14 protein-coding genes are annotated in these 18,861 nt (G+C 40.9%); 13 read left to right on the top strand and 1 reads right to left on the bottom strand.

Annotation, left to right across the window (positions count from 1 at the left end; all coding sequences use genetic code 11):
- Positions 1 to 60 precede the first annotated feature (60 nt).
- The 9 genes from ACP8HG_RS07280 to meaB all read left to right on the top strand — a co-directional run bounded on the left by ACP8HG_RS07280 (position 61) and on the right by meaB (position 12,298).
- A complete protein-coding gene (locus tag ACP8HG_RS07280; RefSeq protein ID WP_067209859.1) occupies positions 61 to 1,155 on the top strand; it encodes a Leu/Phe/Val dehydrogenase in 1,095 nt (364 codons plus the stop codon).
- A gap of 172 nt (positions 1,156 to 1,327) precedes the next feature.
- Positions 1,328 to 2,428 (top strand): butyrate kinase, encoded by a 1,101-nt coding sequence (gene buk / locus ACP8HG_RS07275; RefSeq protein ID WP_067209854.1) that lies wholly within the window; start codon positions 1,328 to 1,330, stop codon positions 2,426 to 2,428.
- 28 nt (positions 2,429 to 2,456) lie between these two features.
- On the top strand, positions 2,457 to 3,884 hold the full coding sequence (gene lpdA, locus ACP8HG_RS07270; protein ID WP_187044989.1) for a dihydrolipoyl dehydrogenase: 1,428 nt from the start codon (positions 2,457 to 2,459) through the stop codon (positions 3,882 to 3,884).
- 60 nt (positions 3,885 to 3,944) lie between these two features.
- Entirely contained in the window at positions 3,945 to 4,952 is a 1,008-nt protein-coding gene (locus ACP8HG_RS07265; protein WP_067209849.1) for a thiamine pyrophosphate-dependent dehydrogenase E1 component subunit alpha, read from the top strand.
- On the top strand, positions 4,952 to 5,935 hold the full coding sequence (locus ACP8HG_RS07260) for an alpha-ketoacid dehydrogenase subunit beta (protein WP_067209847.1): 984 nt from the start codon (positions 4,952 to 4,954) through the stop codon (positions 5,933 to 5,935). The genes ACP8HG_RS07265 and ACP8HG_RS07260 overlap by 1 nt, the downstream gene beginning before the upstream one ends.
- 20 nt (positions 5,936 to 5,955) lie before the next feature.
- Complete coding sequence (locus ACP8HG_RS07255; protein WP_187044988.1) at positions 5,956 to 7,272, top strand: dihydrolipoamide acetyltransferase family protein; 1,317 nt, start codon at positions 5,956 to 5,958, stop codon at positions 7,270 to 7,272.
- 121 nt (positions 7,273 to 7,393) lie between these two features.
- Positions 7,394 to 9,076 (top strand): methylmalonyl-CoA mutase family protein, encoded by a 1,683-nt coding sequence (locus ACP8HG_RS07250; RefSeq protein WP_438298428.1) that lies wholly within the window; start codon positions 7,394 to 7,396, stop codon positions 9,074 to 9,076.
- Positions 9,063 to 11,222, top strand: a complete 2,160-nt coding sequence (gene scpA / locus ACP8HG_RS07245; protein WP_067209838.1) for a methylmalonyl-CoA mutase — start codon at positions 9,063 to 9,065, stop codon at positions 11,220 to 11,222. Before ACP8HG_RS07250 ends, scpA begins: the two co-directional genes overlap by 14 nt.
- Positions 11,223 to 11,263: 41 nt before the next feature.
- Positions 11,264 to 12,298, top strand: a complete 1,035-nt coding sequence (gene meaB / locus ACP8HG_RS07240; RefSeq protein ID WP_438298633.1) for a methylmalonyl Co-A mutase-associated GTPase MeaB — start codon at positions 11,264 to 11,266, stop codon at positions 12,296 to 12,298.
- 247 nt (positions 12,299 to 12,545) lie between these two features.
- On the opposite strand, the gene ACP8HG_RS07235 is transcribed toward meaB, so the two are convergent.
- Positions 12,546 to 13,637: a carbohydrate kinase gene (locus ACP8HG_RS07235; protein WP_187044985.1), complete on the bottom strand. Its 1,092-nt coding sequence runs from the start codon at positions 13,635 to 13,637 to the stop codon at positions 12,546 to 12,548.
- 284 nt (positions 13,638 to 13,921) lie between these two features.
- Between ACP8HG_RS07235 and ACP8HG_RS07230 the strand changes: the two genes are divergently transcribed.
- The 4 genes from ACP8HG_RS07230 (at position 13,922) to ACP8HG_RS07215 (ending at position 18,595) form a co-directional block, all read left to right on the top strand.
- Positions 13,922 to 14,794 (top strand): EamA family transporter, encoded by an 873-nt coding sequence (locus ACP8HG_RS07230; RefSeq protein WP_187047901.1) that lies wholly within the window; start codon positions 13,922 to 13,924, stop codon positions 14,792 to 14,794.
- A gap of 491 nt (positions 14,795 to 15,285) precedes the next feature.
- Positions 15,286 to 16,350: a carbohydrate kinase family protein gene (locus ACP8HG_RS07225; protein ID WP_438298427.1), complete on the top strand. Its 1,065-nt coding sequence runs from the start codon at positions 15,286 to 15,288 to the stop codon at positions 16,348 to 16,350.
- Between the two features lies 1 nt (position 16,351).
- Positions 16,352 to 17,275, top strand: coding sequence for a pseudouridine-5'-phosphate glycosidase (locus ACP8HG_RS07220; protein WP_438298426.1), 924 nt, complete (start codon positions 16,352 to 16,354; stop codon positions 17,273 to 17,275).
- A 138-nt stretch (positions 17,276 to 17,413) separates the two neighbouring features.
- Positions 17,414 to 18,595: a NupC/NupG family nucleoside CNT transporter gene (locus ACP8HG_RS07215; protein ID WP_187044982.1), complete on the top strand. Its 1,182-nt coding sequence runs from the start codon at positions 17,414 to 17,416 to the stop codon at positions 18,593 to 18,595.
- The last annotated feature ends 266 nt before the right edge of the window (positions 18,596 to 18,861 follow it).

The raw sequence follows: 18,861 nt of genomic DNA, 5'->3' as shown, positions 1-18,861 counted from the left end.
GTACGAGATTTTTAGTTTCTTAAAAATAAAAATGAACGATACCCTTAGGAGGAATTTACAATGGAAATTTTCAAATATATGGAACATCAGGATTATGAACAACTTGTTATTTGTCAGGATAAAGCTTCAGGACTAAAAGCGATCATCGCTATTCATGATACGACACTCGGCCCGGCGCTTGGTGGAACACGTATGTGGACGTATGCAAGTGAAGAAGAAGCAATTGAAGACGCACTTCGCCTTGCGCGCGGTATGACTTACAAAAACGCGGCTGCTGGATTGAATCTTGGTGGCGGAAAAACAGTTATTATAGGGAATCCAAAAACAGACAAAAACGATGAAATGTTCCGTGCTTTCGGTCGTTATATTGAAGGATTGAACGGTCGTTATATCACTGCAGAAGATGTAGGAACAACTGAAGCGGATATGGACTTAATTAATCTTGAAACAGATTATGTTACAGGTACTTCTGCTGGAGCGGGTTCATCTGGTAATCCTTCGCCTGTTACTGCTTATGGTATTTATTACGGTATGAAGGCAGCAGCAAAAGAAGCATTTGGAGACGACTCGCTAGCGGGCAAAACAGTAGCGGTACAAGGTGTCGGAAACGTTGCTTATGCACTTTGTGAGTATTTGCACGAAGAAGGTGCAAAACTAATCATCACGGATATCAACGAAGAAGCAGTTCAGCGTGCAGTTGATGCATTCGGTGCAACAGCAGTCGGCATCAATGAAATTTACTCTCAAGAAGCAGATATCTTCGCACCATGTGCACTAGGTGCAATCATAAACGATGAGACGATTCCACAATTGAAAGCAAAAGTTATTGCAGGATCTGCTAACAATCAATTGAAAGAAACGCGTCACGGCGATTTAATCCATGAAATGGGTATTGTTTACGCACCTGACTACGTTATCAACTCGGGCGGCGTTATCAACGTTGCAGATGAGCTTGATGGTTATAACCGTGAACGTGCACTTAAACGCGTAGAAGGAATCTATGACGTAATCGGGAAAATTTTCGCAATCTCAAAACGTGATAATATCCCAACGTATGTTGCAGCTGACCGCATGGCGGAAGAGCGTATTGCACGTGTTGCTAATACAAGAAGCACTTTCCTACAAAACGAAAAAAGCGTACTTTCAAGACGCTAATAAAGAAAAGCGAAAGCGACCTGTTTAGACGCGACAGGCATAAGCTAGACCGGCTGCACGACGTTCTTTGTCGTGCACAGGAGGGATGCAATTCAATCCCTCCCAGATAGCTTATGACCCGAGCGTCTGGTCGCTGTAGCTAGACATAAAGAAAAGAAAAGGCTGCATTGATATGGAAGGAGGACCTATTGTGCATGAGAATCACCATAGGATCCTAGTTATTAACCCAGGATCTACATCAACAAAAATAGGTGTCTTTGAAGGCGAAAGTCAACTGATGGAAAGTACGTTGAGGCATAGTTCAGAAGAAATTGCACAGTACCCTTCCATCATCGATCAATACAGTTTTCGTAAAGAGGCAATCCTTGAGTCACTTGAAAAAGAAGGTATTAACATCACTACACTAGCTGCCATTTGCGGTCGGGGCGGGCTTCTCCGTCCGATCGAAGGTGGTACTTACCCTGTTAACGAAGCGATGATACAAGACTTGAAAACAGGTTATTCAGGTCAACATGCATCGAACCTCGGGGGCATAATTGCGCATGAAATCGCAACCAGCCTAAACCTTCCCGCTTTCATCGTCGACCCCGTCGTCGTCGATGAACTTGCACCAATCGCGCGAATTTCTGGATTTTCGGCCATTAATCGAAAATCCATATTCCATGCGCTGAACCAAAAAGCGGTTGCAAGACGCTACGCAAAACAAGTCGGTAAAAAATACGACACACTCCGGTTGATTATCACCCATATGGGCGGGGGTATAACTGTCGGTGTACATGAATTCGGCAAAGTAATTGATGTAAACAATGGACTTCACGGAGATGGACCATTCAGCCCTGAACGTGCGGGAACCGTACCTGCGGGGGATCTCATCGAACTATGTTTTTCTGGAGAGTACTTCCGTCACGAAGTAATGAAAAAACTTGTTGGTCAAGGTGGTCTCGTTGGCTATCTCGGAACGAACGATGCAGTTCGCGTTGAACAACGAATTGAAGATGGTGATGAAAAAGCAAAACTAGTTTACGAGGCAATGGCCTACCAAGTTGCTAAGGAAATTGGTAGTGCGGCTGCTGTCCTTCACGGCCAAGTGGATGCGATTATCCTTACGGGTGGCCTTGCTTACGGCAAAGGATTTGTGAAGGATATTACATCCAGAATCGACTGGATAGCGGATATAGTTGTGTATGCTGGAGAAGATGAACTACAAGCACTTGCAGAAGGCGCACTCCGCGTTCTAACTGGTGAAGAAATAGCTAAAATCTACCCGTCTTGACGGGTCGTTGTGAGGGAGGCCATCTATAATGGCGAGGGAATATGATGTAGTTATTTTAGGAGGCGGAACGGGTGGCTATGTCGCTGCGATTCGCGCCGCTCAATTGGGACTGAAAACAGCACTTGTTGAAAAAGGGAAACTAGGCGGCACATGCTTGCACAAAGGGTGTATCCCGAGTAAAGCATTGTTAAAAAGTGCTGAAGTATTCGATACGGCAAAAAATCAGGCTGCAGAGTTTGGGGTAAATACAAAAGACGTATCACTGGATTTCAGTCGTGTACAAGCACGAAAAGACGGTATCGTTAAACAGCTACATGCTGGCGTGACTGCCCTAATGAAAAAAGGGAAAATCGACGTATTTGATGGACTTGGCAGAATGCTTGGACCATCAATCTTTTCGCCAATGCCGGGTACTATTTCGGTTGAAATGAACAATGGTGACGAAAACGAAATGCTCATCTTGAAAAACCTGATTATCGCAACAGGATCTAGACCACGTACATTACCCGGTTTGGAAATTGATGAAAATCAAGTCATGTCTTCTGATGGGGCGCTTTCTATGGAAGCACTTCCTAAGTCGATTATCATCGTTGGTGGTGGAGTCATCGGTATAGAATGGGCTTCTATGCTCAATGATTTCGGTGTCGAAGTCACTGTTCTCGAATATGCAGATCGAATTATTCCGACTGAAGACGATGACATCTCGAAAGAAATGAAAAAGCTATTGACGAAAAAAGGAATCACTTTTGTGACAAGTGCGAAAGTTCTCCCAGAAACCCTCGTTAAAAAAGAAGGAACTGTCACAATTTCTGCGGAAATGAATGGCGAAACGACGGCGTTCACAGCTGAAAAAATGCTTGTTTCTGTCGGTCGTCAAGCAAATGTCGAAGGAATTGGTCTGGACAATACGGAAATTGAAATCATCAATGGTTATATTAAAACAAGACCAACATTTCAAACAAAAGAACATCATATTTATGCAATTGGTGATGTTATTGGCGGGCTGCAACTAGCGCATGTTGCTTCTCACGAAGGAATTGCGGCTGTTGAACATATTGCAGGTCTAAAAAATGAAGCGATTGATTATACAAAAATATCGCGTTGCATTTATTCTAGTCCCGAAGCGTCAAGCGTCGGCATAACAGAGAAGCAAGCGAAAGAACAGGGCTTTGATGTCAAAGTCGGGAAATTCCCGTTTATGGCCATCGGAAAAGCACTTGTCAATGGAAATTCGGATGGTTTTGTAAAAATCATTGCCGATAAAAAGACAGACGATATTCTAGGTGTTCATATGATAGGTGCACACGTGACTGATTTGATATCCGAAGCAGGACTCGCGATGGTGCTCGATGCGACGCCGTGGGAAGTGGCAAGCACGATTCATCCACATCCATCGCTTTCTGAAGTAATGGGCGAAGCCGCTTTAGCCGTAGATGGCAAAGCAATTCATATGTAAAAAAGAGTCTCAATTAGTCTAAGACACAAGACTGCGAACCATAGAAGGGGGATTTTAGAAATGGCAAAAACGCGTCATGAAGAACTAGGTTTAACAAATGAAGATGCACTGCAAATTTTTGAAACGATGTTAATGGCTCGTCGTATTGATGAACGTATGTGGCTCCTTAACCGTGCAGGAAAGATTCCATTCGTTATTTCATGTCAGGGGCAGGAAGCAGCACAAGTTGGAGCAGCTTTCGCTCTTGATAAAGATAAAGACTGGATTGCACCATACTATCGGGATATGGGCGTTGTTCTACATTTTGGAATGACTCCGCAAGATTTGATGCTGTCCGCATTCGCAAAAGCAGAAGATCCGAACTCAGGTGGTCGTCAAATGCCTGGTCACTTCGGTCAGCGCAAAAATCGTATTTTGACAGGATCATCTCCTGTTACGACGCAACTACCGCACGCAGTTGGGGTAGCTCTTGCGGCGAAGATGAAGAAGGAAGATTTCATTACTTTCGTTACACTTGGGGAAGGTTCATCTAACCAAGGAGATTTCCACGAAGGCATGAACTTTGCAGGTGTCCATAAATTACCGACTGTTATCATGGTTGAAAATAATAAATATGCAATTTCAGTTCCTGTTGAAAAACAACTTGGCTGTGTTAATGTTTCCGACCGTGCAATCGGTTACGGAATGCCGGGTGTTACAGTTGATGGAACAGACCCACTTGAAGTATACAAAGTGGTCAAAGAAGCAGCAGATCGTGCACGACGTGGAGAAGGTCCAAGTCTTGTAGAGACAATCTGTTACCGATTGACGGCTCACTCATCAGACGATGATCAACGTCAATACCGTGATGCAGAAGAGCTTGAAAATGAAAAGAAACTTGACCCGATTCCAATGTTCGCAGCTTATTTGAAAGAAGTAGGCGCACTAACTGATGAACTTGAAAAAGAAATGGAAGAACGCATCATGAAAGAAGTGAACGAAGCGACCGATTATGCGGAAAGCGCTGCGTACGCTGAACCTGAATCTGCGATGCTCCATGTGTATGCTGAAGATGGGGGGAACGAATAATGGCTGTTATGTCTTATATCGATGCAATCACACTTGCAATGAAAGAAGAAATGGAACGAGACGACCGCGTTTTCGTTCTCGGAGAAGACGTTGGACGTAAAGGTGGAGTCTTTAAGGCTACGGCAGGTCTTTACGATCAATTCGGAGAATACCGCGCACTTGATACACCGCTTGCGGAATCTGCAATTGCAGGTGTCGGAATTGGTGCAGCAATGTACGGGTTACGTCCAATTGCTGAAATGCAGTTTGCTGATTTCATCATGCCGGCTGTGAACCAAATTGTTTCGGAAGCAGCAAAAATACGTTACCGTTCGAATAACGACTGGTCTTGTCCAATTGTTATTCGTGCACCATTCGGAGGCGGTATCCACGGGGCGCTGTATCACTCGCAGTCTGTCGAATCGATGTTCGCAAGCACACCGGGATTAAAAATCGTTATACCGTCAACGCCATATGATGCAAAAGGGCTTCTTAAAGCGGCAATCCGCGATGAAGATCCAGTATTATTCTTTGAACATAAACGCGCTTATCGTTTAATTAAAGGCGAAGTGCCTTTAGATGACTACGTATTGCCAATTGGCAAAGCAGATGTTAAACGTGAGGGCGATGATATTACAATCATCACTTACGGACTATGTGTCCATTTTGCATTGCAAGCCGCTGAACGTCTTGCAGAAGATGGAATTTCTACTCATATCCTTGACCTTCGGACTGTCTATCCACTTGACCAAGAAGCAATCATTGAAGCAGCTTCGAAAACAGGGAAAGTCCTCTTAGTTACTGAAGATAATAAAGAAGGAAGCATTATGGGAGAAGTTGCAGCAATAATTGCTGAAAACTGCCTGTTTGAACTTGATGCGCCAATTAAACGTCTTGCTGGACCAGATATTCCAGCGATGCCATATGCACCGACAATGGAGAAATTCTTCATGGTCAATCCAGACAAAGTAGAGAAGGCAGCGCGTGAACTCGCAGAATTTTAATCGGGAAGGAGGTCAATCAATTGGCTATTGAAAATATTTTAATGCCCCAACTCGGTGAAAGTGTGACAGAAGGCACAATCGAGAAATGGCTTGTCAAACCGGGGGATACAGTTAACAAATATGATTCACTTGCAGAAGTTAATACAGACAAAGTAACAGCAGAAGTACCTTCTTCATTTACAGGTGTCATCAAGGAATTGATCGCACAGGAGGGAGAGACGCTTGCAGTTGGAGCGCTTGTTTGTACGATTGAAACTGAAGGTGGAGGAGCTGCGGAAGTCGCAGTAGAAGCGGTACCAGCTAAGGCAGAACCTGCAAACGAAATGCCTGCTGCAGGTTCTCAAAAACCGGCTTCATCTTTGAATCGTGAAAAAGGAACGGCAGCAGGACGCTATTCTCCTGCAGTACTTCGTCTATCACAGGATAACGGCATTGATTTGTCACTTGTGGAAGGTTCAGGGAAAGAAGGACGCATCACGCGTAAAGATTTGCTTGCTATAATCGAGAGTGGCAACATTCCGACAGCAGCAGTAACTACTGAAGCGCCTGTTGTAGAAACGGCAGCTCCAACGTCGGTTACACAGGCGGCACCTGCACCGAAAGCAGCGGAGCCAGCCAATGTACCTGTTGCAGTAGGCGATATCGAAATCCCTGTTACAGGCGTGCGTCGTGCCATTGCTAGCAATATGCTGCGCTCAAAACACGAAGCTCCACACGCATGGATGATGATTGAAGTCGATGTTACGAGTCTTGTTCAATACCGCGATTCCTTGAAAAATGATTTCAAAAAGAAGGAAGGCTTCAACCTGACATACTTCGCATTCTTCGTGAAAGCAGTATCTCAAGCATTGAAAGAATTCCCTATGATGAACTCAATGTGGGCCGGCGACAAAATCATTCAGAAAAAAGATATCAATATTTCCATCGCAGTGGCGACGGAAGATTCCCTTTACGTTCCAGTCATCAATAATGCTGATGAAAAAACAATCAAAGGCATTGGACGTGATATTCAGGAGCTTGCAGGTAAAGTGCGTTCAGGTAAACTGAAATCATCCGAAATGCAAGGTGGTACATTCACAGTGAATAATACCGGCTCATTCGGTTCTGTTCAGTCAATGGGTATCATCAACCACCCGCAAGCAGCAATACTACAAGTCGAATCAATCGTTAAACGTCCTGTTGTGATGGACGGCGGCATGATCGGTGTGCGTGATATGGTGAACTTATGTCTATCACTCGATCACCGCGTTCTTGACGGTCTTGTTTGCGGACAATTCCTCGCACGAGTGAAAGCGATACTCGAAAACGTAACTGCAGAAAATACATCCATTTACTGATCAAAATTGTAAACCCCAGTGCCGTAAAATATAGCGCTGGGGTTTATTTTATCTTTCAACAAAAGCGTTACTCGGGTAAACTAGTAATAGATTGATTATTTTGAGGAGGGAAGCGCAAAATATGACCATACATAACATGCAAACAACAACATTCGATAAAGCGGGATTTGAACAATGGAAAGAAGTCGCTGTCCAGTCATTGAAAGGAAAGCCTTTCGATTCGCTTATCACGAAAACGATTGAAGGGATTGACCTTCAGCCATTATATACGCAGGAAAGTCTTGCGAAACGTGCACAGCTAATTCGTGCGGCAAAAAAAGAGACAGGCTGGATTGTTGCACAGCAACCATATGCTACGGATGGACAAAAGTTCGTCGCTGACCTGAAAAGTTCGATTGAACGTGGCAATGAAGCGATTGTTTGCGATGGGGCAAAAACACTTCACTGGGAAGAGTCTTCTCTCGCTGAAATCGCCCAACTTATGAAGCAATATCCGATTTTCATTACAAATATGAAGCATGATAACTCATTTCTGAAAGCGTTTTCCCTTGTCCCAGAAATGGATCGTTCCTCCGTTAACGGGGCAATTTCGGTCTCTGGTTGGACTCTTCCAGCAGGATACACAAACGTCCGGACAGCTAGCGCGGATATGTGGGTTGCACATCACAAAGGCGCGGATGCAGTGACTGAACTTGCATTAGTCCTCGCATATGCAGCGGATCAAGCTTCAAAAGTGGATAATTTTAGTGATTTTGCCGATGACTTTTTTGTTCGATTTGCAGTTGATACGCATTTCTTTATGGAAATTTCAAAATTCCGTGCGTTTCGTGTTCTTTGGCAAGCATTCAGTTCTGCGTATGGGGTAGCTGAAGCTCCATATGTACCAATCATTGCAATAACATCGTTGCGTTCTTACTCAAAACTAGATCCGTATGTCAACGTCTTGCGTGCAGGCAATGAAACATTCGCCGCAGTTCTTGGTGGCGCTGACGTTATTACAGTTCACCCACACAATATTATTACTGGACCGACAAGCAGTTCTGTACGTATGGCACGAAATATCCAACTTGTTATTAAAGAAGAAACTCATTCCGATAAAGTAATTGATCCTGCAGGCGGTTCTTATTTCATGGAAACCTTGTCGTCTGAACTTGTTGATAAATCATGGACACTCTTTTTGGAAATACAGTCTACAGGCGGCTATGATGCATTCATTGCCAGTGACAAGTTCGGGAAATTACTTGAGCAACGTAGGGGCGATGTTTCGAAAGGGAAACAGTCGTTGATTGGTACAAATGTTTACGCTGAATTGACGGATACGAACTTTACTGATTGGGATGGCATTCAATTTGAAGGACGTCTTGCAGAACCTTTCGAAAAACTAGCTGCACTGCAAAAAGATAGTGCGACGCGAATTGCATTGCTGACGTTCGGCGAGTTAAAAGATTTCAAACCACGTGCAGATTTTGTCGGCGGCTTTTTAGCGACAGGTGGTATGCGCGCTGAATGGGGTCCAACATTCGATAATGCACAACAAGCTGTTACATGGCTTGCGGATGACAAGCCGGATTATGCAATTGTTTGTGCAACATCCAGCCTAACTGAAACGATAATGGAACAATTGCTGGCAGGACGCCCAGAAGGACTTGTCTTGGATGTGGCAGGAAAGTACGATTCTGCACTGTCAGAAACATGGCTTAATGCCGGTCTAAATGGCTTCATCTATGCGGGTCAAGATAAAGTAGGAAAACTAATAGCTATCAACGACAAATTGGAAGGGGCTGCGTCTGATGAACAAGCCTGATTTCAACAAAGTAGACTTGCGGCAGATTGCTAGCAGTTCGGCAAAAACAGTAACCCAGTCAGGGCAACTTTTTAGAACAAATGAAGGTATCGATGTTAAAACGCTCTATACCGGTAAAGACACGGAGAACCTATCCCACTTGACTGATTTACCTGGCATCGCACCAAATACTAGGGGTCCCTATCCGACAATGTTCGTTTCTAGACCGTGGACAGTCCGTCAATACGCCGGATTCTCAACTGCTGAGGAAAGCAATGCCTTTTACCGCCGAAATTTGGCAATGGGGCAAAAAGGATTATCTGTCGCATTCGACCTTGCGACTCACCGCGGCTATGACTCTGATCATCCACGTGTGACTGGGGATGTCGGAAAAGCAGGCGTTGCTATTGATTCGGTAGAGGATATGAAAATCCTATTTGATGGTATTCCGCTCGATCAGATGTCAGTATCTATGACAATGAACGGCGCGGTATTGCCAATTATGGCGTTTTATATCGTTGCGGCTGAAGAACAGGGAGTGTCACCTGAAAAACTTGCTGGTACCATCCAAAATGATATATTGAAGGAGTATATGGTGAGAAATACGTATATTTTCCCGCCAGAAATGTCGATGAAAATCATTGCGGATATTTTTGATTACACATCCACTAAAATGCCGAAATTTAACTCGATTTCAATTTCTGGCTATCATATGCAAGAAGCGGGCGCAACGGCGGATATCGAGCTTGCCTATACACTTGCGGATGGTCTTGAATATGTCAGGACAGGTTTGAAAGCAGGCATTGATATCGATTCATTCGCACCTAGACTATCGTTTTTCTGGGCGGTAGGCATGAATTACTTCATGGAAGTTGCCAAAATGCGCGCGGCACGGAAAATGTGGGCGCAAATGATGCAGACGTTTGAACCGAAAAATCCAAAGTCACTTGCGCTACGTACACATTCACAAACGTCAGGCTGGAGTTTGACGGAACAAGATCCGTTCAACAATATAACGCGAACATTAATAGAAGCAAATGCTGCAGCGATGGGGCATACACAGTCACTCCATACCAATGCGCTTGACGAAGCAATTGCATTGCCGACAGATTTCTCAGCACGGATTGCTCGGAATACGCAATTGTTCCTGCAAGAAGAGACGATGATGACCAAAGTGATTGATCCATGGGGCGGCTCATACTATGTTGAAAAATTGACAGATGAGTTGATGGATAAAGCTTGGGAATTAATCACAGAAATCGAGGAACTCGGCGGAATGGCGAAAGCGATTGAAACCGGCCTACCCAAAATGAAAATCGAAGAAGCGGCCGCAAAACGTCAGGCTCAAATCGACTCCCGTGCAGAATCAATTATCGGTGTAAATAAATACCGTTTAGATACTGAAGATCCAATCGATATTTTGGACATTGACAATACGCTAGTACGCCAGAAACAAATCGATCGTATCAATCAGATGAAAGCAGACAGAGACGAAGCGAAAGTAACGACTATCCTAGCCGAGTTGACTGAAATTGCACGTAGTGGCGACGGTAATCTTTTAGCATGTGCCGTTAATGCAGCACGTGCACGCGCAACCATCGGTGAAATATCAGATGCGATTGAAAGTGTATCAGGTAGACATAAGGCGGTGATTCGTTCGGTGAGTGGCGTTTACAGTTCGAATTTCTCGAACACAGAAGAAATTGACGAAGTAAAAATGATGGCAGAAGATTTCCTTGGAAATGAAGGGCGTCGTCCACGTATCCTTATCGCAAAAATGGGACAAGACGGTCATGACCGCGGTGCAAAAGTAATCGCTTCCTCATTTGCAGATCTTGGTTTTGATGTAGACATCGGGCCATTATTTCAAACGCCAGAAGAAACGGCACTACAAGCCGCTGAAAATGATGTCCACGTCATCGGTGTAAGTTCACTTGCTGCGGGTCATAAAACGCTTGTTCCGACACTACGTGAAGAGCTTGCCAAAATTGGTCGAGAAGATATTCTTATTGTCGTCGGTGGGGTTATACCTGCGCAAGATTATGCATTCCTACGTGAAAATGGTGCTGCGGCAATTTTCGGTCCAGGAACCGTCATTCCGGTTGCAGCGCAAAAAGTCATTGAAGAAATCTATCGTAGGCTTGGCTATGAGGAAGTGGCGGATTGAAAGACAACAACCGTTTAACTGATGACAGTGCATTGAATGTGATGGGTGGGATTACTTCCTCACATGATGGCATGGCAGCAACGGCGCGGAAACGTTTTGTGAAAAAGGGCCGCGAAATCCCGGTTGAAGAGTTGTCGGAAAAGATATCAAATGGCTCCCGGCTTCATCTTGCAAAAGGGATTACGCTTCTCGAAAGTATTATTCTAGATGATAAAGTTGCCGGGCAGCAGCTGTTGCTCAATTTGCTTCCTAAAACGGGCAATAGCATCCGGATTGGCATCACCGGAGTTCCAGGTGCAGGGAAAAGCACGTTTATTGAAGCATTCGGCTTAATGCTAGCTAATGCAGGCCACAAAGTTGCCGTGCTTGCTATAGATCCAAGCTCAACTGTAACAGGCGGTAGTATCCTTGGTGATAAAACGCGGATGGAAGAACTTGCAAGGCATCCGAACGCGTTCATTCGCCCCTCACCGTCTGCAGGTACACTTGGTGGTGTTCACAAAAAATCGCGCGAGACGATGTTACTTTGTGAAGCGGTAGGTTATGACGTTATTTTAATAGAAACGGTCGGAGTCGGGCAAAGTGAAACGGTTGTCCGTGGAATGGTCGATTATTTCATGCTGCTGGTACTAACTGGTGCCGGAGATGAACTGCAAGGGATGAAAAAAGGGATTATGGAACTGGCAGACGGGGTTGTTGTTCACAAAGCTGACGGTGATAATTTAAGGTTGGCGAAAAAGACAGTACGGGAATACCGTCAGCTTCTTCACTTCCTCCAGCCTGCATCACCCGGTTGGACTTCGACTGCACTTCCTGTTTCATCAATTAAAAATACAGGTCTTGAAGAGGTTTGGGAAATGATAGTATCATTTAAAGAGACAATGGATGATAGCGGATTCTGGGAAGGGCGCAGGCAATCACAGACGAAAGATTGGTTCCGTTCCATGATTAATGATCGACTTATCGATAGTTTTTTTGCACAACCTGGGAAGAAAGAGGAAGTCGTAAAACTCGAGAAGGGGCTACTTGAGGGAAATCTTACTGTGACGGGCGCAGTCGATCGTTTGTTTGGATAAAGCTACAAGATATAAGAAGGCCGTTTAATGGCATGAGATATTTTCGCTGTTCAAGTGGATGCCTAATAAAACGAATAAACGAACACGATACTATCCTATAAATAAACTACAATTGTATAATAATAAAATAAAGATCAGACATTTACACAAATGTCTGATCTTTTTTGTATATAAGTGAATGGTTTGCGTTTATTCTTGCACTTCATACTAAAGTTTCGCTTCACGGTGAAAGTAGAACAATGTATTCTCACATAAATCCCTCAACTATTTCATGAATTTTTTCGGGTTTTAAAAGTGTAGAGACAGATTCCTCAGTTTGCTGGGTAAGTGCAGAACCTGCAAGCCCCAATTGACAAGCCCGCAATAGTGATTCTTCGTTCATAAGCCCATATATTGCGCATGAAGAAAATGCATCACTAGCCCCTGTGACATCTACAACTTCAGTTTTGAAAGGGGATAAATGCCCAGATTCTTGTGGTGAAGAATAATAAACTCCATGATCATTAAGCGTGATAATAACTTTTTGTACGCCGCGTAGTCTAATCTTTTCACAGACAGTTTGGCAATCCTCAAACGAAGTGATTTTCAACTCAGCAAGTATTTCTGCTTCTTCCTGATTGAGGAGCAATAGTTCTACTCCTTCAAGTTGAAAAGGAAGTTTTTGCGCCTTGGCTGAAGATATAGGATCAATGTACAAGGGAATATTTTCATCCCTGCAACGTTTAATTAAATAACTTATGCAATCCTTAGAAATATTAGTATCCAAAAAAACGGCTTGTGAGGCCACTATATAGGACCATTTCTCTTCGATCATAGAAATCGTTATTTTTTCGTAGATGTTCATATCGGCCATAGAGACAATCATTTCACCATTAACATCCAATAAAGTGGTATAAGTACCTGTTCGTTCTGTCTGCAATACCCATACTTGACTGACATCTACTCCTTGGCTTTTCGTTTCCCTCAGTATCCAGTTACCTTCCTTGTCGTCTCCCACAGAAGTCATAAGAGAAGTGTTATACCCAAGCCGACTTAAATTTTCGGCAAAGTTTCGTGCCACACCACCACAAACTTCAGTTGTTTCAACAGGATTGGATGAATACAAATGCACTTTTTGATTCGATCGCGCTTTCCGGTCTGTGTTTGCTCCACCGATACACACGATGGAAGATTCCTCTTGGAGAATATAAGCACGCCCTTTGATTTCACCGCGTTTTGTCAGTGTAGCAATATAGTTAGCAACCGCTGAACGTGATAAACCGACTTTATTTGATAGTTCTTGCTGTGAAATAAAAGGGTTTATTCTAATATGATGTAATATTTGATGTTCTTTAGACATTAAAATAACCTCGCTTTTAGTTAGACAATAGTTTACAATGTAAACTATTGTCTGTAATGCTGATTTGAAATAAGGGAAAGTAATTCATGGGTGTTGAGAATCTCGTTCATAACCTGAAAATTACGCATTAAGTATAAAAAGATCCTTTATTTAGGAATTGGTACGCTTGTCCAAATCCATTATAAAGGAAACCTGATACGACAATCATACATCAATCTTATCGTTTGGTAAATGCACTACATCCATATATATACAAAACAATTGGAGGAAATAATACAATGAAAATGTGGTTATACCCTTTGTTAGTAGTTTTAGCAGCTAGTAGTTATGGTTTAGTGTCAACTATCATTAAACTTGCAATACAAGGTGGTTTTTCGGTCTCAGAAGCAATTACAAGCCAATTTTTTATAGGGTTTTGTATAGCGGTATGTATTTTTCTTCTAACAAATAGAGAAAAAATAAGCTTTAAAGGGATTAAAATTCTTATTTTAGCAGGAGTATTAACAGGATTGACGAATATTTTTTATGGTCGCTCTTTAATCTATTTACCTGCTTCTTTAGCGGTGGTACTTCTGTTTCAATTTACGTGGATAGGTATGTTGATTTCTTGTATAGCAAAACGGCAACTCCCAAGTCGAATCGAGTTTATTTCGTTAATCGTTTTGTTTGCAGGAACTATACCAGCTGCAGGTTTGATTGATGTAGATTTATCTCAAATACCTATTCAAGGTTGGTTATGGGGTTTAACTGCAGCTCTTTGTTTTTCTTTATTTTTATTTGTTAATAGCAAGCCAATTAAGAGTATGAATACATCTAACCGATTACTATTGGTTTCCTTTTTTGCTTTTATGACAACAGCTACTTTTCAGTCTCCAGAAATCATTTGGAATGGAACACTGTTTGGTGAGGGACTCTGGGTATATGGTTTGGCATTAGGATTGTTCGGTATGATCATACCGGTTTATTTATTTACCATCGCAGTTCCTAAAGTAGGATTGGGTATGTCGTCAATATTGAGTGCTTTTGAATTGCCGATTGCGGTGTTGGTTTCAGTTATATTATTAAGTGAAATCGTTACTCCACTACAAATAGTAGGTATAGTAATCATTATTATGGGTATCATTTTACCAACAGTCTTAAAAAAGGATAAATTGTAGATTGAAAAAAATTTAAAGCATTTTAAACATAATCGTAAATAGACAAGTCCTCATCCAATTTGATAAAAAGGGTGGGGTATTTTTTTTAGAGTAGATTTTCAGATGGGTTATTTTAGTTATATATATTCGATTACTGGTTCTGAATCACGAATAATTACAAGTTCTATTGTTGGTATAATCGTTTAAAAGAGATGATGTATTGAAATGAGTCCTTTTTATTTTAAAAGATAAGTATAAGTTTTTCTAATTGGATCGGTGATAGTTATGTGGCAAAGAGAGTTATGTTGCTGGATCGGCTTCTGTCTGTAACGTCTAGCGGGAGCAGTACTCTTTTCTCATCTTGTTGAGACAATAGTGGAAATAGAGCAATTTATTATTGACAATTTATAAAAAAGTCGTATACTAAACATATGTTTACAATATAAACTTTTGTTTCAAGGGTGAGGGGGTGTGAAAAAATCGCTAATGAAAATGAGGATTTAATTTTAGGTATGATTAAAGAAAGACCACTTATTTCTCAACACGAATTGTCGGAACTAACAGGTTTACCAAATTCTTCAATTGCTGAAATTATTTCCGGGCTAATCAAGAATGAGCATATTTCCGGGAATGCTTATGTTTTAAATGAGAACTCACCTATTATTTGTATAGGTGGAGCTAATGTAGATAGAAAACTCTATGCAAAGTTTGAGATATCTAATGGAACGTCTAATCCAGTAAAATCTTCTCGAACGATTGGAGGAGTAGCAAGGAATATTGCTGAAAATCTAGGTAGACTGGGTGAGCAAGTTGTATTAATCTCAGCAAGTGGTAACGATTTAGAATGGAAAGAGATTTATGATATGTCTTCTCCATTTATGAATTTAGAGCATGTTACTCAATTTGAAAATGCATCAACAGGTTCCTATACCGCGGTATTGGATAAGAACGGTGATTTATCAATTGCATTAGCAGATATGGATATTTTCGAAGAAATTACTCCTGAATTATTGGAAAAAGACAGCAATATTCTTAAATGCGCTAAATGTATTGTAGTTGATTTGAATTGTCCGGTTGAAACGGTTGAATTTCTTTGTTCTTTCGCAACTGAGCATACTATTCCACTAGTTATCATTCCTGTTTCGTCTCCAAAAATGAATCGACTTCCCAAAACACTGGATGCGGTTAGTTGGCTCATCGTAAATAAAGATGAAACAGAAACTTTTATGAATATAAAAATTAATGATGATAAAGATTGGAAAAAATCAGTTGAGAGATGGTTAGAATTAGGAGTTAAAAATGTTATTGTAACTAACGGATCAAAAGGTGTGCTTACAGGTAGTGAAAATGGCGAGATTCGTTATTTCCCAGCTATCGAAGAACCAGTAGTTGTGGATGTTACAGGTGCGGGGGATTCATTTTGTTCGGGAGTTATTTATTCCTGGTTACAAAAGAAAGACTTTGATTACATTATTAAGTCCGGTTTGGTCAATGCCCAAAAAACAATTTTGTCAAAGCATACAGTTAGACAAGAATTATCCCAAAAACAATTTAAACTAGATATGGAGGAAATTTAAAATGAAAAAGTATATTGAATTATCAAAAGAGGTACAACAGGCAAAAGAGGATGGGAAAGCAATTGTGGCATTAGAGTCTACAATTATTTCTCACGGGATGCCTTATCCCCAAAACGTAAAAATGGCTCGAGAGGTTGAACAAATTGTTCGCGATAACGGGGCTGTTCCAGCAACAATTGCTATTATTGATGGGAAAATCAAAATCGGTTTAACAGATGAAGAGTTGGAGTTATTCGGTAAAAGTTCAGATGTTGCTAAAGTGTCAAGACGCGACTTACCACAAATTATTGCTACAAAAAAACTAGGTGCAACAACTGTGGCAACTACAATGATTTGTGCTGAATTAGTGGACATCAAAATCTTTGTAACAGGCGGTATTGGTGGCGTTCATAAAGGTGCAGAAACTACAATGGATGTTTCAGCTGACCTTGAAGAATTAGCTCAGACGGACGTAGCGGTAATTTGTGCAGGAGCTAAATCAATCCTAGATCTAGCGCTTACGATGGAATACCTTGAAACAAAAGGGGTTCCTGTGCTTGGCTATGAAACGGAGTGTCTACCAGCATTCTATACAAGAAATAGTGAATTTAAATTAAACTTCTCTACGGATTCAATTGATGTAATTGCTGATGTATTGAAAACTAAATGGGAATTAAATCTTAAAGGTGGGGTAGTAATTGCTAACCCAATCCCTGAAGAATTTGCTATGGATGAAGACTATATCAATGGAATTATTGACCAAGCAATCAAAGAAGCAGAAGAAAATAATATTATTGGTAAAGATACTACACCGTTCTTACTTGGTAAAATTAAAGAATTAACAGATGGTAAAAGCCTTGATGTAAATATTGAATTAGTAAAACACAATGCTAAAGTAGGAGCTCAAATTGCAGTTAATTTAAACAGCAAAACATACGAACAATAAAATTAATACTTAAGATCAGCTGATCTTTACTACTATAAATTCACTCATCTAGTTCCTTTTCGTATTTTTACAAAAATATGAAAAGGAACTAGTATTATCAATTAATTGAAAGCGCTAACATAAAAGGGGATGATTTACATGAAATTTCTATTCTTAATAACAGGGATATTACTTGTTTTTTTTATTGCGTTTATATTTAGTAATGATAGAAAAAAGATAAAATATAAACGTATTCTGATTATGTTAGCTGTACAAATCGTTGTAGTTTATTTCATGATGAATACTAGTATAGGTCTTATTGCTATTACCAGTGTTGGTAAGTTTTTTGAGAAACTGTTAGCTATTGCTGATACAGGAATTCAATTTGTATTTGGTGGTATCGTGAATGAAGGTGAAATATCTTTTATATTTGTAGCGTTATTACCTCTAGTATTCTTATCGGTCCTAATAGGTATACTAAACTATATCAAATTATTACCTTACATTATCAAATATCTAGGTTTATTTTTAAGTAAAATAACTGGAATGGGTAAACTTGAAAGCTATTTTGCAGTATCTACTGCAATACTTGGACAACCAGAAGTATTTTTGACAATTATTAGACAAATACCTCATTTATCTTCAAAAAGACTTTATACAATTTGTACTTCCGCGATGAGTGCAGTAAGTATGGCAATGGTTGGAGCTTATATGACGATGTTAGAGCCGAAATATGTTGTAACTGCTGTTGTTTTAAATATTTTTAGTGCACTCATAATTGCAAATATTATTAATCCGTATGATTTAGAAAGTGATGATGAATTAATTCAAGTGGATGAAGATGAGAGAGTTCCTTTCTTCCAAATGGTTGGAGATAGCGTAATGGATGGTTTTAAACTCGTAGTTACCGTTGCTGCTATGCTATTAGGGTTTATTGCTTTGATGGAATTAATTAATGTGATTTTTCTCGGCGTATTTCAAGTCTCATTCCAAACAGTTATTGGTTATATCTTTGCACCAATCGCTTTCTTGATGGGTGTGCCATGGGCAGAAGCTGTACAAGCGGGTGGAATTATGGCTACAAAACTTGTTACTAATGAATTTGTTGCAATGTTGAGTTTTGGTGAAATTTCTTCAAATCTTTCTGATAAAACAGTGGCAATTGTATCGGTTTATTTGGTTAGTTTTGCAAACTTTGGAACTGTTGGTATTGTTGCTGGCTCAATCAAATCAATTAGTGAAAAACAAGGTCATTATGTTTCGAAATTTGCTTTAAAACTGTTATTAGGTGCAACACTAGCCTCCGTAATTTCGGCTACTATCATTGGTATAGTTATGTGAGTGTATAAAAGGGAACACGTTTGCAATGATGGCTCACTATGGTTTTAAAATCCGACACCTATTGTCATTTCCAAATAGATAAAAGAATGGAAGGAAGAATTCAGCTGTATAATGTGGTTGATTTCTTTTTTTGTATATTATGCTCTTTGCTTTTAAAAGAAAGGATTCTGTATTTAGATTAATGCTTACACAAAAAGCATAAGTGGCCTAATGGCTAATCAAAAAGACGACTGCGCATTCAAAATTCGAATGTACAGTCGTCTTTT

The sequence above is a fragment of the Sporosarcina sp. FA15 genome (assembly GCF_051550195.1).
Classification (GTDB): domain Bacteria; phylum Bacillota; class Bacilli; order Bacillales_A; family Planococcaceae; genus Sporosarcina; species Sporosarcina psychrophila.
The sequence above is the reverse complement of the archived record's forward strand: the minus strand, read 5'-3'. Positions and strand labels throughout refer to the sequence as shown.

Coding starts and splice junctions, on each gene's coding strand:
- ACP8HG_RS07235 (WP_187044985.1), bottom strand. CDS start 13,637: ATGTCTAAAGAACATCAAATATTACATCATATTAGAATAAACCCTTTT.
- ACP8HG_RS07280 (WP_067209859.1), top strand. CDS start 61: ATGGAAATTTTCAAATATATGGAACATCAGGATTATGAACAACTTGTT.
- ACP8HG_RS07220 (WP_438298426.1), top strand. CDS start 16,352: ATGAAAAAGTATATTGAATTATCAAAAGAGGTACAACAGGCAAAAGAG.
- buk (WP_067209854.1), top strand. CDS start 1,328: ATGGAAGGAGGACCTATTGTGCATGAGAATCACCATAGGATCCTAGTT.
- ACP8HG_RS07265 (WP_067209849.1), top strand. CDS start 3,945: ATGGCAAAAACGCGTCATGAAGAACTAGGTTTAACAAATGAAGATGCA.
- ACP8HG_RS07230 (WP_187047901.1), top strand. CDS start 13,922: ATGTGGTTATACCCTTTGTTAGTAGTTTTAGCAGCTAGTAGTTATGGT.
- lpdA (WP_187044989.1), top strand. CDS start 2,457: ATGGCGAGGGAATATGATGTAGTTATTTTAGGAGGCGGAACGGGTGGC.
- scpA (WP_067209838.1), top strand. CDS start 9,063: ATGAACAAGCCTGATTTCAACAAAGTAGACTTGCGGCAGATTGCTAGC.
- ACP8HG_RS07225 (WP_438298427.1), top strand. CDS start 15,286: ATGATTAAAGAAAGACCACTTATTTCTCAACACGAATTGTCGGAACTA.
- ACP8HG_RS07215 (WP_187044982.1), top strand. CDS start 17,414: ATGAAATTTCTATTCTTAATAACAGGGATATTACTTGTTTTTTTTATT.
- meaB (WP_438298633.1), top strand. CDS start 11,264: ATGGGTGGGATTACTTCCTCACATGATGGCATGGCAGCAACGGCGCGG.
- ACP8HG_RS07260 (WP_067209847.1), top strand. CDS start 4,952: ATGGCTGTTATGTCTTATATCGATGCAATCACACTTGCAATGAAAGAA.
- ACP8HG_RS07250 (WP_438298428.1), top strand. CDS start 7,394: ATGACCATACATAACATGCAAACAACAACATTCGATAAAGCGGGATTT.